Annotated in this window: 8 protein-coding genes; all 8 read right to left on the bottom strand. The window is 33.9% G+C overall.

The window, feature by feature from the left end; translation table 11 throughout:
• Positions 1–149 precede the first annotated feature (149 nt).
• The 8 genes from ASC72_RS17300 to ASC72_RS17265 all read right to left on the bottom strand — a co-directional run bounded on the left by ASC72_RS17300 (position 150) and on the right by ASC72_RS17265 (position 19,573).
• On the bottom strand, positions 150–3,443 hold the full coding sequence (locus tag ASC72_RS17300; RefSeq protein ID WP_056193472.1) for a VCBS repeat-containing protein: 3,294 nt from the start codon (positions 3,441–3,443) through the stop codon (positions 150–152).
• A gap of 29 nt (positions 3,444–3,472) precedes the next feature.
• On the bottom strand, positions 3,473–5,677 hold the full coding sequence (locus ASC72_RS17295; protein WP_131725835.1) for an FG-GAP-like repeat-containing protein: 2,205 nt from the start codon (positions 5,675–5,677) through the stop codon (positions 3,473–3,475).
• 44 nt (positions 5,678–5,721) lie between these two features.
• Positions 5,722–7,218 (bottom strand): vanadium-dependent haloperoxidase, encoded by a 1,497-nt coding sequence (locus ASC72_RS17290; RefSeq protein WP_056193467.1) that lies wholly within the window; start codon positions 7,216–7,218, stop codon positions 5,722–5,724.
• A gap of 164 nt (positions 7,219–7,382) precedes the next feature.
• Positions 7,383–7,925, bottom strand: coding sequence for a hypothetical protein (locus ASC72_RS17285; RefSeq protein WP_056193463.1), 543 nt, complete (start codon positions 7,923–7,925; stop codon positions 7,383–7,385).
• Positions 7,926–8,101: 176 nt separating this feature from the next.
• Complete coding sequence (locus ASC72_RS17280; RefSeq protein ID WP_082564345.1) at positions 8,102–9,589, bottom strand: RagB/SusD family nutrient uptake outer membrane protein; 1,488 nt, start codon at positions 9,587–9,589, stop codon at positions 8,102–8,104.
• Positions 9,590–9,599: 10 nt separating this feature from the next.
• On the bottom strand, positions 9,600–12,608 hold the full coding sequence (locus ASC72_RS17275) for a TonB-dependent receptor (protein ID WP_056193456.1): 3,009 nt from the start codon (positions 12,606–12,608) through the stop codon (positions 9,600–9,602).
• A gap of 655 nt (positions 12,609–13,263) precedes the next feature.
• Complete coding sequence (locus ASC72_RS17270) at positions 13,264–17,385, bottom strand: two-component regulator propeller domain-containing protein (RefSeq protein WP_056193454.1); 4,122 nt, start codon at positions 17,383–17,385, stop codon at positions 13,264–13,266.
• Between the two features lie 244 nt (positions 17,386–17,629).
• A complete protein-coding gene (locus ASC72_RS17265; RefSeq protein WP_056193451.1) occupies positions 17,630–19,573 on the bottom strand; it encodes a glycoside hydrolase family 97 protein in 1,944 nt (647 codons plus the stop codon).

The following is a 19,573-nucleotide window of genomic DNA, read 5'->3' as shown; positions in this document are numbered from 1 at the left end:
TATTTTCTAAAAAATGAGTTATTAAATTTTAGAAAAAAAGATGATTTAGCTTAAAACATTAAATTCTGTATATAACAATTCCTTACAAGACCTCTTTGGATCTTGTAAGTATTGTATAAAAAGTTTTATAAGATGTTTCGGCTAAGGTTTTAATTTATCCTTACGCTTTGTAAAAACGAATTATTTTTTGTGACCAAGAGATAGTTTTTGCCTTTTACCTGAATTTTTTCCATGTTTTTAACATCGCCCGGAGTAAAAAATCCGCTGTCAACTGCTGCAATTGATTTGAATTTACCTTTGCCATCTCCCTTTAAAAACAATCCGTGACCAGCATCGTTTCTTGGAGTTTCTACTTCGGAGTTGTACATGTTACCCGTTATTAAAACATCAAGTTTACCATCTTTATCGTAATCGTCAACCATTATTTGATTGATGCAGCTAAGCTGTGCTTCAACTGGAAGTTCGTGAATGATGAATTTGCCGTTTTTATTTTCTAAATAAATACTGGCAAATGATTTTACTTTATAATGTAAGGCTTCTTTAAGTGATTTCTCTGTATAAACATCAACAAGGGTCGCTTCTGAAAAACTTTCGTAGTCTTTAAATTTCTTCTTGATATTTGGAATTTGCTGAGACGAACAGCCACGGCCACGCACGGGATATTGCTTGCCATCATTATAATAACTCAACACAATATCCTTGTGTTTATTATTGTCAAAATCTTTTACATAAATATCAAAGGTTTCACTAGGAGTTGCTTTGTATTTGTAATTCAAACCATTGTTTCCAACGATATAATCCATATCGCCATCATGGTCAAAATCGCCTTGCTGAATGCTCCACCACCAACCGGTTGTATCATCGTTAAGTCCCATATTTTTTGTGACTTCTTTGAAACCTGATTTAGTGTTTTCAAAAATACGGATCGGCATCCATTCGCCCACCACAATAATATCGGCTAGTTTGTCATTATTAAAGTCGGTAACTACGGCGCTTGTTGCCATTCCTAAATTGGTAAATTCTTTAGGAGATTTTTTAGAAACTTCAAATTTTGGCTGAATTGGCGAACTTATATTGTGCAGTAAGTAAGTGGTTGCCGGTGACGGATATTGTCCCGGAACCTGTCTTCCTAAAACTAAAAGATCTTTTTTTCCATCTTTATCAAAATCAATAGGATACACTTTTGAACCACTAGTTAACATGTTTGGCAACACTCCTTTTGGCGCTTTGGTAAAATCGCCTTTTCCGTTGTTGAGGTATAATCTGTCTTGTAATTTTGAGTCGTTAACCAAAAATTCATAACCACCGCTCACTACATACAAATCATTATCGCCATCGTTATCAGCATCAAAAATTAATGCTCCGGTATCTTCATTGGCTTTATCGTCTTCGAACGCCTGAATTTTCTTTTCTGCAAAACCAGTTGCAGTCTGCATAAATATTTTTCCTGAGTAAGTTGCGGAGCCTCCAATAAAATAATCATCCAAACCATCTTTATTTAAATCACCTACAGCAATGGCAGGACCAAAAGTTGACATTTTATGAGGCAACAAAACCTGATCTTTAAAATCATCGTATTTATTTTCTTCGTGTTTGAAAACCGGAAAAACTGCATTTTCAGTGGCGAACAAATGAGTTTTAGGAGTCGTTTTTGAAGCTGCTTCTTCTTTGGCGTCCTGCTCCTTAAAGCTTAGTGTTTGATTTACCTTAACATTAGATAATTTTTGCACCTTACCGTTTGTCCACACAACTTTTACTTCGTCAATAGTTTTGTCTTTGCCCACGCCAAAATGCAATTCAGGAGCGACTGACGACTGAAAACCCCTTGTTAAAGTAAGCTCTTGCATTTGAGTTCCTTTTTTCAATTTTATGTAAACACGATTTCCTAAACCAAAAGTATTTTTAGTATTTCCTTTAAAATTTACTTTGATGTAATTATTAAGTTTCGAACTTGAATTTTCAAAAACAGAAGCATAATCATCAATATTATTGACAACCAAATCTAAATCGCCATCGTTATCTAAATCAGAATACGCTACACCATTTGAAAAACCTTTGAATTCAATTCCCCATTTTTTATTGGCTTGTTCAAAATTTAGATTTCCCTTGTTTTGAAACATAAAATTGTCAATTTTCTCCGAAGGAATTTCCTGAGACTTCTTCAACAAATCTTTTGGCTTTAGATTGAGCGCTTCTAAACTATGAAAGAAATCATTGTTATTAATTTCTCTACGGGTTCCATTCGTTACAAACAAATCTTTATTCCCGTCATTATCAAAATCGGCGAATAAAGGTCCCCAGCTCCAGTCTGTAGACGAAGTTCCGGTAATACGGGATACATTACCAAAATGCGGAATACCATTTTCATTAACTCCTGTATTCAATTGCATGCAATTGTGCATGTATTGGTAGTTAAAACCGGCATCAACGACATCCCAGAAAAGTTTTGGATTCATACTGGACATGTTCGCTTTTTTACGACGATTGTCTTTTGCATCCATATCTACCTGAAAAACATCTAAATTTCCATCGTTGTTAAAATCAGAAATATCCACACCCATTCCGTAAAAAGAATTATGCGCCATTGCCTCTTTTACCACTTCCTTAAAAGTACCATCCTGATTGTTGATGTACATAAAATCAGGCGAGTTGAAGTCATTAGAAACATAGATATCAGGCCAACTGTCATTGTTTAAATCACCAATTGTAGCACTTAATGATAATCCGTAATTTTTTACACCAGCTTGTTCGGTAACATTGGCAAAATGATTGCCATCATTTCGATATAAATGTCCTGATTCATTGTCTTTGACATGGCGCATCATTTGCACATAATCACCCGTTGCCGAATTGAATTTTGTAGGCGGATAATTTGCTACAAATAAGTCTAAATCACCATCTTTATCGTAATCAAAAAAAGTTCCCTGAACACTATTTCCTATGTCATCAATACCATACTCTTTGGCTTTTTCTGTAAAAGTTCCGTTATGATTGTTGATATACAATTCATTGTTTTTAGGTCCAAATTTCCCTCCTACACTACAATAGATATCTAGAAAACCATCACCATTTACATCTGCCATAGTTACTCCGGTATACCAACGGGAATCACCGCTAACACCGGCTTTTTTTGTAATATCTTCAAATTTTAAATTTCCTTTGTTTAGGTACAATTTATTCGATACCTGGTTTCCTGTGAAATAGATATCTACAAGACCATCATTATTAATGTCGCCGGTAGCAACTCCTCCACCTAAATAAATATAATTGTAGGTAAAGTAATTCAGTGAATCATTTTCTTTTAGATTATTACTAAAATCAATCCCGGTGTCAGAACGATCTAAGGTAGAAAAGATCTTCTCGTTTGATTCTTTAGAACAGCTGGCAAGCAATAATAAACCCAGAAGGCTAAAAAAAGTTGCTTTTATTTTTATATTTTTCATATTTATGCTTCTAACTAAATTTAATTTTTTCAAATACAAAGAGGAGAATGTGCTCCGGCAGTTGAAAAAGAAGTTCTTTTAAGGTCTATTTTTGAAAAAGTATCTTCGCCTTCAATAATTTTAATGTATTGATTTGGCTTTATGTTTTTAAACACTTTTTTCTTTTGATTTTTTGGCCAGGTAATTTCGATTTGATCAATGATTGTTGCTTGTCCAATTCCGATTTCCATTCTTAAAGCCGACGCCCCAAAGCTACCACCTGAATTTAAGACCCTGTGCACCGATCTGGAAACACCATTTTCTTTGAAAGTGACTTTCACTTTGGTTCCAATAGCGGAACGATTGCTCTCTGTACCTTCTAACTGCAATTTTATCCAACGGTTGTTGTTTTGACCCGGGTTCATGTATAAGGAATTACTGAAAGAATCTCCTAAATAAGCACCACCTACTTCAATAAAAATATCGTTGTCACCATCATTATCTAAATCATTAATAGCCACACCATGACCTTTTTGCAGATTTCCTACCCGGCCGGAAACTGTGACATCAGCAAATTTTCCATTGCCCATATTTCTAAATAATCGATTCGGTGATAATGATTTATAATCCGGATTTCCTGTTCCGAGGTACATATCCAGAAAACCGTCATTATCGATATCCCCAAAATTGGAGCCCATTGCAAATACGGTTTTACTTAGTCCGGATATTTTAGAAACATCAGAAAAAGTGCCGTCATGATTGTTATGGTACAAATACATTTTACTGCTTTCATTTGGAATGTTCAGGGCTTCCATTGCAATTTCGCCTGCAATAGAACCATTATACTGATAACCACAAACAAAAATATCCTGCCAGCCATCGTTATCATAATCCCAAAACCAGGTTGGAAAAGTCATAACATTAATGCCTGCCAAACCTGCCTGATCTGTAGCATCTGTAAATTGTGGAATCCCATTTTTGAGTCCGTTATTTTTTAATAGAATTTTTCTCTTGTTCATTCCGGAGAGAAACAGATCAATATCGCCATCATTATCATAATCAGCTGCTGTTGCTCCTTTTATATAAGCGATAACATCGCATTTCGCGGCTTGCGCCACATTAGTAAATGTTCCATCCTGATTATTCAGATACAATTCTGAAGGATATGATTCATCTGATGATTCGTTGCCAATAAATAAGTCCAGATAGCCGTCATTATTAAAATCATTCCATGTACCAGCCTGAGTTGGAAATTCAGAATATAAGCCGCTCTTAATCGTTACATCTGTAAAAGTACCATCGCCGTTATTGCGTAAGAGTGAGTTGGGTTGTCGTCCGTATTTACGCATCCAGGCCCCTCTTAAAACAAAAATATCAATATCGCCATCATTGTCATAGTCCGCTTGTATCATGCTTAAGCCTCCTTTGAAAAGTCCTAAATTTGAATTTTTGGAATAGTCCAGGTATTTTCCTTTTTTATCGTTTTGATAATAATGCATCACGCCATCCAGACTCCAGTCGGAGGTTACAATATCCAGATAGTTATCGTTATTAAAATCATCCACAATAACTCCGCCTGACATATTTCTGCCTTTTATACCTGCATTTACAGCAACATCCAGAAAAGGTTTTATACTGTATCCTGAATCTTTATTCAGATTGGGTATCAGCCATTGTTTAGGAACTTCTGACGGATAACCACCCAATGTCATATAAGCTACATTGAGCAGCCATCTTGATTCGTAATCATCAGGGTTTATCGCTAATAATTTCTTATAAATTTCAATTGCTTTTTGAGAACCCTGACGTATTGTATGAATTCCATTTTTTTGTATGGGCATAATACACGATTCCGGATTGTGGTAATTTACACAATTCTGTTTTTCTCCCAGTCTCATATAGGCAATGGCCAAAAAATGTAGCGATTTCGGATTATCTTTTCCGTCTATCTTCTTCATCCTGTCGATGGCACTTTCGATAATGGCTACAGATTCAGCTTCTTTTCCCAATTTTAATAATGCATTTCCCTTATTTAACTCGTTCGTTAATTTAAAGAAACCTTCATCAGAATTGTTTATAATGGAATCATAATAAGCAACTTCTGTTTTTGAAGCAAATGCATTATCTTTTACATCATACATTTTTTTTCTGGCTTCCAAAATCTTAACTATCTTGTTATTTGGATTAGAAAAATAATCACAGGACTGCATTACAATAAGGACTATAAAGAGCAATGTTATTTGTTTAATTTTCATAATTAAAACATTTACAGATTGGGCTACTTTGTTGTGAACCTTACTCAATTTTCAGCTATTGTCTCAAAAGTTTTATTTCCAATGTGCAGATTATAAAACTTCCAAACTTCATGGGCCACATTTCTGCCCAGCTTTAATCCTTCAACATTATCTGCCTGGATATGATAGCCTCCCATTACTCTGGAAATTCCTGCCATATTTGCTGTTTCTGTAAAGGTTGGGAATTTAAGCACAACAGGTTTTCCGATGTTGTTTGGCTCTGTCATTGATCCTGGCGTACTACAGATTGCAGATTCTCCAAAAGTATCACTTCCGGTCCATAGTTTTAATGCTTCACCGCAACCTCCACTAATTGTACTGTGTCCGGAAACATACCCTGGAAAAGCGGGACATAAAAAAATATCCGGCGAGTATGGTCGCCAATCCTGACCTTTCATTTCTATATTTCCAAAACCTGGTCCGCCCCAGGCTTTTATAGTCTGATCTTTATAATAATAATGTACTAATGCATAAGGACGTGCAAAGTCATAAAACATTTTTGTATCCCAGCAGGCTATAAAGCAATCCATAGCAGTGACCTGATTGTAAAAAAACATTTTTACATCCTGATCTAAAGTATGATTATCACGTCTGGAAACATCCTGGGCAAATTTTAGCCAATGTCCTGCCTGTTGTACTGATTTTGGACCATCCCGCATAAATTCTACCAATGCTTTTTGTTCATTGGTAAGATTATATTGTAAATCAAGTAGCTCTTTAACTTCATTTTTAAGTTGTTCAGAATCCAATGCAGGAGGAGGTATAGGGCGAAACTGATCTCCTGATTTTAATCCTACAGGCTTTACTTTGTTCCAAAATGGAGTAGCGCAGCCTGGTGCAAACTTACCGCCTTTTCCATCTGAAAAATATTTTGGCTGCCAATGAATTACATCCTTCATTTCGTCTGGAGTATTGACTGGATTATAATTTACATAGTTAAAATAAGGAGTTCCATTTGAACCATTTTCTTCTCCATATTGATTTGATCCATCATGTTTTCTTGCTTCAATTACTGCTTTTGCGGCTAAATTTCCTATTCCAACCGGTGTTTTGGGATCTAGTGATTTATCATTAGGATCGAGTCCTAATTTGACCATAAAAGCGACAAACAAGTCTTTGTCTGAAAAATAATATTCACATAATGCATTATAGGCCGCATAACTGATAGCAATCTCCTTATTTTTGAGTGTCTGTTCTTTATTAGGTCTTCTTTCTGTATTTTTTAAATATACAGGAATTGCTTTTTGATCATAACGGCTCCAGGCATCAAAAACAGCAACAAATGTTAATCCTAAAAAACGGGAAGTCACTGTTGGTCTTGGTTTAAATCTATCAGTATCATTACCAGTGGCAACAATTGCGATTTGCGACCATTTATAGGCCATATTATTTTCGCCGGTTGGTTCTTTAATTTGATTTTTGTTGTCTTTTACTTGTGCAAAAGTATTTACGCTTAAAATGCTAAAAAATAACACTTTAAACAAAAATTTATAAGTTTTCATTTTTAGTTGGTTTATATGGTTGTTAAATAGCTTTTTCTTTCAATTAGGATTAATTGAAGTTGTATGTTAAATTGTAAATAAGCAGACTTAACCCTTAGCTATAACTAAAAATTTAGTATCTGAGAGTAATCAAATGCTATTTACATTTTGACATCAAGGAAATGCTATACCATATCAGGGGGAGGATAATTGGTAGTAAAATATCCCGAAAGAATATTTTGTTGTGGAAGGGATGAATTTAAAGTAACAGTCGAAACTAATTTTATAGAAGTACTTATAAAAATTATTGGGTTACCCGGAATGTAATCCTGAATAAAGGATTTCATTAATTTTTTGCCTGGATTTTCTTTATTTGAATTATCATCAAATAACTGACTATCGACAATTTTTTTTAAATCTTTATTTAAAGCTTCGTTATGCGAATTTTTTAGGCAATATAATTTTAAAACATTATTTTGAATTCTTTTCTTAAAGACATGATACGTTTTATTTTTGATCACGAAGTCTTCATTGGTGTCTTCAATACCCGAATCAACTACATAAGCATAAGGGTTGATTTTAACTTCAATTATTTCAAAATCTGAATTATCAGTTTGCTCCATAGCATTCACCCACACTTGCTCTTGTTGTTCAGCAAACATGATATAAAATCCCAGAACATTGTAAAACAATGTTACGATTAAAAAAAGTGAAGCAATTCTTTTCATATTGAATAAAATTGAGCCTGCCTTAAAACTTATTTAAATATTGAAAAGCTAAAGTCTTTAGAAAATAATCTGGTGTTTAACAAAACATAATGTACTGATAAACAGCGCATATTAAAATGCGCTGTTTGTCAAATACTAACTTAACTAACTCAAACTAACAAACTTCAATGACCTGCCTAGTAACCAGGATTGTTATCACTAGGTTTTATATTAGGATTTGAAGATGTTTCTCTATTTGGTATTGGCCATAATTCACTTCTACCAGCTTTAAAGCCTGTTCCCGCCAGTTCAGTACTAGCAATACCCCATCTAATTATATCGTCAAAGCGAACTTGCTCTCCAGCTAATTCTACTTTACGTTCATGCACAAGAGCGGTAAAAACCTGATCTTTTGTAAGTGTTAATAGTAATAGCGGCACACCTGCTCTAGCGCGAACCTGATTAATGTAACCAATAGCTGTTGCCTGTACACCTCCGGCTCTCATGCTTTCACATTCTGCCATCATAAGCAATACATCAGAATAACGCATTACTTTGAAGTTGATACTTGAATCCAGATTTTCATCAGTACGTTTATAGTAGTTTTGATATTTTTTCCATCCTGCTCTTCTAAGCCCTTCTGATGAAGAGAAATTAGCGGCTGTCATTGTATTGGCTCCGTTATTATATTTAGATCCGGGAACGTAAAAAGTATCTCCAAAACGCTTATCTCCAGGCTCATACGAATCTAATATATTATCTGAAGGATAAACATTATACCAACCTAAATTACCGTATTCCTGACCTCTAAGCGTTGATTCAGCCACACCATCTCCGGCAGTATCGCTACCCCATTTATCAGCTACTCCTAATTTTTCATCATATTCAATCTCAAAAATTGATTCCGGACCATGCTCCGTTTCATCCATAAAATTGTTATAAAAATTAGTTTCTAAGCTAAATCCTGTAACTTTATTAAAAGCAGCTAAAGCTTCATCATATTTCTTTTGATACAATAATGCTTTTCCTAAATAAGCAAAAGCGGCTTCTTTAGTTGCTCTTCCCTTATCTTCTACGTTTTTGCTTAATAAATTCTTAGAAGCAAAGTCAAAATCAGCTTCAATTAATTTATAGATTTCCGCTTTTGGGCTTCTTGGAGCACCTACAATTGTTTGTTTCGTATAAATAGGCAAATCACCAAAACGAGGCACTAGCAAAAAGTAATAATACGCTCTTAAAAAATGGGCTTCTGCTAAAAATTTATTCTTTTTCTCTTGCGTTAAAACTGAAGTTGGCAAAGCCTGAATTTTATCTTCATTATCTAATACAAAATTAGCTTTGGATATTCCTAAGAAACAGGTTTCCCAATAAAACTGGATAATATCACTACTCGCATCAAAAGAGAAATTAAGAAAAGGTTTTTTGTTACCTTCTAATTGTGGATTTCCTTTATTTTCCTGAGCCATATTATCTAAAGCAAAGAAAATATGTCTGGCATAGAGTCCTCTTGTCTGCAGGTTTGCATAGGCTGCGTTTACTGCAGATTGTACCTGTGCCTCCGATTTAAAGAAAGTTTCAGGGGATAATTGATTTGGATTTGTTAATTCTAAATCATTATCGTTACATGAATTTATTGTTAAAATTCCTAACAATACTACAACTATATATTTTATTTTTCTCATCATCTTTTATAAATTAAAATGTAACATCAAGTCCAAAAATTACTGATTTTGGTTGCGGATATCTTCCTATATCAATTCCGGCAGAATTTGCGTTAGTATCTACACGTGCAACTTCAGGATCTAAACCAGAGTAATCTGTAATTGTAACAAGATTTTGTGCACTTACATAGAATCTTATGTGTGAAAAATAGTTACTAAATGTATCTCCTGAAAAGGTATAACCTATAGTAACATTTTTTAATCTTGTGTAAGAACCATCTTCAACATATCGTTGACTTGCTGAAGACCAGTTTTGACTTGCCCCAAGTGCTCTTGGTAATGTAGCAGATGGATTGGTAACTACTCCATTTACAACAATTGATCTGTCCTGAACTTCAGTACCTGAGTTAAACAAACGTTGCATAGCTTGTAAGTCGAACTTATTTGCGTTAAAAACATCATTTCCCTGAACTCCTGTTATAAAGCAGTTGAAGTCGAATTTTTTATACGCTGCTGTAAGGTTTAAACCATATGTAAAATCAGGATATGGGTTTCCGATATTTGTTTTATCATCTGAATTGATTACTTTATCTCCATTACGATCCACAAATCTAATATCACCTGGCTGTACAGAAGTCTGACCAGCACCTAAAACAGCATCTACTTCTGCCTGGTTTTGATAAATTCCGTTGGTTTGATACCCATAAAAATAGAATAAAGGCTGACCAACTTCCAGTCTTGAGAAGCTCTCCAAACCAGCTCTTCCTGATGGACCACCTAATACACTTGTTACACCCGGAGCTAAAGCTGTTACTTCGTTTTTGCTTGTACCTAAATTAGCTACAGCAGACCACGTAAAATCTCCTTTTCTGTCATTGTATCCAAGTGATACTTCAAATCCGTGTACTTTTACATCGGCGATGTTTTGAATTTGAGTTCCTCCACCGGCTGAACCTACAGAAGCAGGAAGCGGCACTGCGAAAAGGATATCGCTACTTTTATTATTAAAATATTCGAAAGATCCTGTGAACTGCTCATCAAATAAACCAAAATCCAAACCTATGTTTCTGTCATTTTTAGACTCCCATTTCAAATCAGGATTTGCAGCTCTACCTGCTGTAACACCAGCTCCTGCAGTTCCATTAAACGGATAAGTATAATTTGCTGCTAAAGATGAACTGTATTGATAATCGTCTATTCTGTCATTACCTGTTGTTCCGGTACTTGCTCTAAGTTTCAATGTGCTAAAAACAGAATCAGCCATAAAACTTTCTTTTGCAATATTCCAACCTAAGGCAACAGAGTAGAAATTACCATAACGGTTATTAGACCCAAAACGAGAAGAAGCATCTCTACGTCCTGAAACAGCCAACAGGTATTTCTCATCATAATCATAGTTAATACGAGCGATATAACCTAAATTATTGGCTTCAATATTACTAGAACTTAAATTGGCATCCTGTAATCTCAACTGATCTATATCATTTGAAATATAGTAACGGCTGCTTGCTATTAAATTCTTGCTCTTATTTTCAATTTTAGTTATAACTCCTAATACTTCTAAATTATGTTTATCAGCAATAGTAGTTTTGTATGTTAAACTGTTATCAAAAACTATGGTTTGTCCTTTAGAATCTGTTTCAGCTGTTGAAGAATAAGCTTGTTTGTGAGCTGAACCATCTTCGTAACCAGGAATAAAAGTATGATCATCGCTTGTATAATAATCTAGCGAAACTTGTGATCTGAATTTTAAGCCTTTATAAATTTCCAATTCACCATAAATGTTTCCTATTATAGATAATCCATTAATTTTTTGATATCCTAAATTGGCAACACGAACCGGGTTTTCTGCATCTTGCCCATCAGCTGTAGAAGGACCTTGATAACCACCTACGTTATCTGCATTATAAACAGGTAAATAAGGCGCCATTTTAATAGCGTGCTCCAATAATGTTCTTCCTCCTGAGGCGCGCTCCGGATTAGTTTCACTAAAAGACAATCCGATATTACTTCCAATGGTTAGTTTACCTATGTTTTGTGTATTATTCGCTCTGAAAGAGTAACGTTCGAAACCTGTACTAATAACAGCTCCTTCTTGTTTTAAATATTCAGCAGAATAACGGCTTGTAGAATTATCTGTACCACTTGAAAAACTTAGATTATAATCCTGCATTATACCATCCTGAAAGATTTGGTCTTGCCAATCTGTATTGATGTTACCAAATTGAGCCGCTCTTGCAGTTAAATCACTTCCTAAAGCTTTGGCATATTGCAGATATTGTTGTGTATTTAAAACATCATATCTTTTAGTAATAGTTTGAAAACCTGCGTAAGTACTAAAGTTTATTTGACCAGGACCTTTTTTTCCTTTTTTAGTAGTCACCATAATTACCCCGTTAAAAGCTTTCGAACCATATAAAGCTGTTGTTGAGGCATCTTTTAAAACTGACATCGATTCAATATCGTTAGGACTTAATCCAGATAAGTTACCTGTCAAAACTCCGTCGATAACATATAAAGGAGCACTATTTCCCATTGTAGCTAAACCACGAATACTAACAGTAGGACTTGAACCAGGTGAACCATTTACAACAGTCACACCAGCCGCTCTACCTTGCAAGGCCGATTCTGCATTAGTAATAGGAACTGCCGTAATATCTTTTGAACTTACTGTTGAAATTGCTCCTGTTACCTTAGATCTCTTTTGAGCACCATAGGCTACAACAACTTCCTGTAAGTTTTGTGCAGCTTCTGCTAATGTTACGTCAATTGTAGAACGTGTACCAACTGTAATAGTTTGTGTAACTAAGCCAACATAAGAAAATATTATTTTGTCTGTTGGATTAACTCCTTTTAAAGAGTATTTACCATCAAAATCTGTTGATGCACTATTTTTTGAACCTTCTACATTAACACTGGCACCAGGCAAAGGAAATCCTGATGGATCAGTTACCACACCTTGTATGGTCTTTGATTGTGCCATCACATTCTGATAGCTTATCATTAGCAATGCGATTATTGCAAATTTTAATTTTAACATCATATTAATTGGTTTTTTGTTTAGTTTAAATAATTGTTTGGTTGTAAAGTTTTTTGTTATTTATTATATCGAGATGATTATAGTTTATTCAACTATTTTCTGCCTTTTTCAAATTTCGAAAACTCATGATGTGGCGTCTTCAAAATTTTAATTTTTTCATAATCATAATTTCATATTTCAATTTTGATTTTAAAAAAGAGGTTTTCAATACATAAATGTGGTTTTAATTCATATTCAAAAGTGGTTTTAAGATTGTTAATAATTGTTTCCTGATTATTGATATTAGTTAAACCAAAAATAGAACGTTAACATAAATTTCACATACTACATATGATGCAAAAACTATCAAATTTGTAGCACGAGAGTTAAAAAAACGAGTAAAATCAGTATTTTACGATTATTTAATATTGAAAATAAAAATAAGGAATTGATAATAATGATGCAGAATTTTTCTTGTATTAAGAAATTAAAAGACAATAAATATGTATTTAATAATTACTAAAAAACATCATATTTCTGTATGTGATTATTGCTTTAATAATTGAAGTGCAAGGTTATTGATTTATAAATATGAAAAAACCAAAATAAATATAGATTCGGTATTTATAAAAGCAAAAAAAGACGGCATAAGCCGTCTTTATATAATTCCTAAAAAGTACTATCTTTTATTATTATGAGTAGGCAGATAACCATATTTATCTTTATAACATTTCGTAAAATACGAAGGAGAGCTAAAACCAACCTTATAACTAATTTCGGTTATATTATCATTCCCTAATTCTATTAATTCTTTAGCTTTTTCTAAACGAACATTACGAATAAATTCATTTACTGACACGCCTGTCAATGTTTTAATTTTTCGATACAATTGGCTTCTGCTTAAAAATACCTTCGAGGCCAGATCTTCGACACTTAACTCCGACTCGCTTATATTTTCATTAATGTAATTCAATACATTTTTTATAAAATCATTGTCTAAAGTGGTAGTTTTTTCTTTTGCTTTTGGCGTAATTCCATTATAGAATTTATTAAACATAATTTGCCTGCTGTTAATCAATTGCACCAGACTGGACCTTAAAATATCCATATCAAAAGGCTTACTTAAGTACATATCTGCACCGGAATCAATTCCTTCCAGTCGATCTTTGACTAATGCTTTTGCAGATAACATCATTAACGGAATATGACTGGTTTTTAAATCGGCTTTAATGCTTTTACACAATTCTAAACCGTTCATAATAGGCATAATTACATCTGTTAAAATCAAATCCGGTAATTTCTGTAATGCTAATTCTAAACCAACCTGACCGTTTTCTGCAACCAGGACCTTATATTCTTTTTTGAGTTCGTTTTTCAAATAATTCCTTAGTTCTACATTGTCTTCCACAATGAGGATCGTATAAATTCGATCTTGTTTTTCCTCATCATCTTGTGATTGAATTTCCTCTTTTTCTATAATTGGCGTGAAACTCATTTTTTTCTCCTTTTTGAATTCCTCAAGCAGAATTTCGCTTTCATTAAAGAACTCTTTTCCAACAGGAAATAATAATTTGAAAGTCGTACCAACCCCCAATTCACTTTCTACTTCAATTATTCCTTTATGTAATTCTACAAATCCGCGAACTACTTCCAATCCTATCCCTGTACTTCCATAATAGGCTTTATTTAAATTATTTACCTGATAGAAACGGTCAAAAATTCTCTTTATATCTTTTTTATCTAATCCGGAACCGGTGTCTTCAACAATAACCTCAAATGATGGATAAGCAGTAGTTGAATCTATCAAAGGGAAATGAATCAATTCGTTGTCAACTACTATTTTTACTGTTATTTTTCCATTATCCGGAGTAACTTTGAAAGCATTTGAAACTACATTAAAAATAATTTTTTCGAACATTTTTGGATCTATCCAATCTTTCAACGCTGTTTTATTTGTTTCAAACTGCAACTGAATTCCACGACTAAAGGCTTCTTCATCAAAATAACTGACAATTTCTCTCGTAAAACTCACCACCTCAATTAGTTGTAATTGCAATGTCATTTTATTAAACTGCAATTGGTTAAAATCCATTAACTCATTGATTAATCTTGAAAGTCTGTCAGAACTTTTTTGAATGGTCTGCAATTTATTCAATACACCCTCTGGTAAATTCGCACTATAATTCTTGATTATATCTCCTAATGGATTTAAAATTAAAGTCAGCGGTGTCCTAAACTCGTGAGAAATATTGGTAAAGAATTGTAATTTTTTATTATTTAATTTTTCAATCTGAATCGCCTTTGTCTTTTCAAATTCTATCATTTGTTTTTGTTTAAAACGATTCTGATAATATTGATTCGCAAAATAAATAGCTGCTAACAACAATAAGGTATAGAATAAATAAGCAAAAGAGGTTTTCCACCAGGGTGGTAAAATTTCAATTTTTAATTCCAGTGGCTTTTGGCTCCATACTCCATTTTTCTCTGCCGCTTTAACTTTAAAAACATAATTACCAGGTGCCAAGTTGGTATAAGTGGCCGAGCGTTTATTGCCAACATAATTCCACGAATCCTCAAAACCTTCTAAATAATACGCAAATTCATTTCTGGCAGGAAAAGAATAATTAACCGCAATAAAATCAATAGTAAAAACAGACTGATCATGTCTCAGTATTATTTTTTTTGTTTGAGATATTACTTTTACTAAAGGCGAATTTTTTTCAAGCGGCCCCACTGATTTATTAAAAAGTTTTAGATCAGTAAAGTAAATCGGAAGCTGTTTTTTGCTTTTAACCAAATTCGTAGGATTAAAGTAATTTAGACCTTCGTAACTTCCAAAATACAATACTCCGTTTTCATCTTTTAAAACCGAATTGTTATTAAAGTCATTACCCAACAAACCGTCATAAATAGAGTAATTAAAGGTAGTTTTGTTTTTTAAATCCAGTCTTGTAATTCCTTTCTTCCCACTTAGCCAAATACCCCCATCATTAGATTCTACAATAGATGAAAGTGACTTTTCATGAAGCCCTTTGAAATTTATGTACCATTTTAGGTTATCTGTTTTTTTATTGTAGCTGAATAAACCTGCCCCATCTGTACCAATCCAAATTTCTTTGTTTTTAGCTTCATATAAAGTATTGATCGTATGCGTACTTTTATGATTTTTGAGTTTTTCAGACATTTTATCGCGAAAAGATACTACAGAAAAAGTAACAAAATCTTTTGTGGAAACCTTGTATAAGCCGGTTGTAGAACCTACCCAAACGGCATCATCTGAATCTACCATCACATTTCTGATATCTAAATTCATTACATTATGAAATGGTTTGGAATTACAATAGTGAAATTTCCCATCTGAAGGAGTATAATAATGTAATCCTTTTGCGAAGGTTCCGATCCATATGACCCCTCTTGAATCTTCCGTAATACTCATAATATTATCAGAGGCCAGATTAGTGTTTTTTGCATTGTAATTAATAAAGTTTCTGCTACCTTTCTTTAATAGAAAAATGCCTTCGTTCCAGCTGGATAGCCAAATATTCTGCTTTTTATCGATATATACTTTTGTGATATTGTCATTGGTTAATCCGGAATAAAAACTATTATCAGATCTGGTAATATGTTTAAACGTTTTACTTACCGGATTGTAAACATCGACTCCGCCGCCTTCCATAGAAATCCATAACTGTCCTTCATGATCCTTGGCAATACCTGTTACACAATTGGTTTGTAAGGATTGTGAATTCCCCGGCAAACTTTCAAGAATATTGACCTTGCTGTTTATTTTATCAAAAACGCCTAAGCCTTTGTTATAATAGCCCAGCCAAATTCTACGCTCTTTATCCAGAAATAAAGACCAAACCGAATTTGAACTTAAACTGCGCATGTTGAATTTACTGTTTATATATTTTTTTTGAACGACACCCTGATCGTTTACAATGATGAGTCCGTCATTTTCTGTTGCGCAAAGAATTGTTTTAGGGTCTGTTGCCAATATTGACATGATCCTTTTTGCAGTAATAGGATAAGAAACCGCCTCTTTAGAATTTAGATTTACTTTAACCAGTCCTTTATATCCATTGCCAATCCAGAGGTTTTGTCTGCTGTCCATAAACATAGAGACTATATTTCCGGATAAAATTTGAGTAGTGTTTACGGCAGTAACTTTTTTAACCTGGTTTTTTGCCTGATCTACTACTTTTAATCCAAAATTGGTACCCAGATAAATCGTTCCGTTTTTATCCTTAACCAGACTATTGATAAGATAATTGGCCGGATTAGCAACATCCAGTTTCATCGGGGTTATTTCCCTTGTCTTGATATTTAATTTCAGTAAACCGCCATTAAAGGTTCCTAGAAAAAGATTTCCGTTATTGTCTTCAATAATACTCTTGACAGAAATCACAGTTTCTTTTTTTGTTTTTTTCTGAATATCAATACTTTCAAAACTGTTCAAATCACGGTTATAAAGACATAATCCTTCATCAGTTCCTATCCACAACCGGTTGCGAACATCGACGTAAGTTGCGTAAATAAGGTTGCTATTGATAGAATTAGTTACGTTGGAGTTTTGTTCATACGAAACATAATTTACTCCATCGAATTTATATAAACCTGCACCATTTGTTCCAATCCACATGATCCCAAATTGATCTTGTGCAATGGTATAAATGCCACTTTTTGACGACTCTTTATTTACTAAACGAAATTGATAGTTTTCAAATGTATTTTGAGAAAACAAATTAGTTACCAGAAAAAATAAAATGACAATGAATCTAAAACAATTTTCCTTGGACATATAAAATGATTAGTAATTTAATTTAAATATATACTATTTAATCGAAAATCAATTGTTTGTTTTTCAATTAAATACAAGATTTCTTAGTTTTTCAGCTTAAAACCTCGCTTTAATCCTTCAGAATTAAGACGAATAAATTTTAAAAAATTCTTCCTCAGCTTTGTATTTTTATGGATTGTTTCCAAATTCGGCCCAACCAAAAATTACAAGTTCTGTATATTTTCAATTGATATAAAAAATCTACTTAATTCAATAAAAGTATTCCTCCGTTACAAGGAATTTTTATTTCAACCTCATTATTATTTTTAAGCTTTATTCCTTCTACTTTTCCATTAAGTTTTTGATCATCTGAATAATACTTCAATGTTGTACCAGAAGCTAACATCGGTAGTTTTAGCTTAATTTTTAAGGTTTCCTTTTGAGCATTAATGCCTGCTATATACCATTTGGTTCCTTTTCGGCGAGCAAATACTACATATTTACCCGGATATCCTTCTAAAAAACGAACTTCATCCCAGGTTGTCGGAACTTCTTTCATGAAATCTATAGCCCAGGCAGGAGCATCCGTTAAATTGTTTGGTGCCAATGCAAAATGCTGAACCCCACTTTGGAAAAGAACCGCGGTAGCCAAAGCAAATACATCCGAAGTTCTTCGTTTTGAGCCTTTATTGGGAATATTATCACTATTATAAAACTTATTTAAGGCACTCCCGCCAAAATCCATGCTTCCAACTGTATTTCGAATAAAAGTATGAGTCGCCGCATTAGTAGCTTCATTATCACAGCTTGCTTGTCCAAAATGCAGATTTTCGCTCGCTAAAACAGCCTCACTCGCTGCATAATTGGGATACATTCGCTCCCAGCCTCTTGGCAAGGTACAACCGTGAAAAATCACCATTATGCCAAAATCATTGGCATCTGTCAGGATATCTTCATACAATTTCATGGTTACCTGTTTGTCCCCTCCAAAAAAATCTACTTTGATCCCTTTCACACCAATGCTTTTCATCCAGGCCATTTCCTTACGACGGATTATTGAATTGTCCATTATTCCTCTTGGTCCTTGAGGTGCATCATTCCAATACCCGTTCGAGTTATACCATAAATACAAACCAACCCCTTTTCCTGCACCGTATTTTGCCAGTTCAGCGATTTTATCTTTTCCTATCTGAGTATCCCAAAGTGCATCAATTAAAATGGTTTCATAGCCCATTGCTGCACTAAAATCGATGTATTCTTTTTGTACTGGAAAAGTAGTATTTGAATCCATTTTCATGATCCAGCTCCACGAACCTTTGGTATATTTATAGTTTTGAGAAGCTTCGTACTTTGGTTTAACCAAATCAAAGGGAATAGTGGTTGCTACAATTGGGGCCAGGGTTTCTCCAATAGTAATGGTTCTCCATGGCGTTTCGCTAATAAGTGCTATTCCCGATGCTGTGGTTCCGTTTCCGTTATTCTCCCCCGCCATTGGAAATCCGATAGTATATAATCCTTTATCATGTCCAATTAATCTGCTGCCACAATAACCGCTATCAACGCCTGTTTCCGAGATTAAAACCCACCCATTATTTTTTATTTTAAAAAGACAGGGAAACGTATATCCTTCACCTATACCATTTTGGCCCATTGGCACATCTAATGTATACGAAGTTTCATAACTCGGGGCGCTTCTGGCATACCCGGTCATGGGTTTACTTTGCGGACAAAGAAATGTTGTACTTCCTTCGGGCAGTACAAAACCGGAAGCTTCTTCCTGCACTACACAGGACAGTATTTCTTTTTGTGGATATATTTTATATTTAAAGGCTACATTGTTATTGCTTACCCTGAATATTACATCAATGGCAGGTTTATTTTCTTTGCTGAAAGAAAATATAGCTTCATTAGCCTCATAATGTACAGTATGCTGTTTGATATTAGGCAATTCATACGTTTCATCAATTTTATTTTGATTTGCATCTGCTTTTAAAGCTAACCCTGTTGTAAAATCACCCGCACTGGTTTTTAACCCCAATGGAGAATTTTCAAGGAAGCTTTTTTCATTGTAAGTTACACTATACGAAGGCATTCCACTAGATACCATAAGAGAAACTTTAAGTTTTCCGTCGGGACTCTTTACGACAGCTTGCGCACTTAATTTTAAAAAACCTAACAGACATAAACACAAAACATATTTAAAACTCAT

This window comes from Flavobacterium sp. Root420 (assembly GCF_001427905.1).
In the GTDB taxonomy this organism is placed as follows: Bacteria; Bacteroidota; Bacteroidia; order Flavobacteriales; family Flavobacteriaceae; genus Flavobacterium.
The sequence above is the reverse complement of the archived record's forward strand: the minus strand, read 5'-3'. Positions and strand labels throughout refer to the sequence as shown.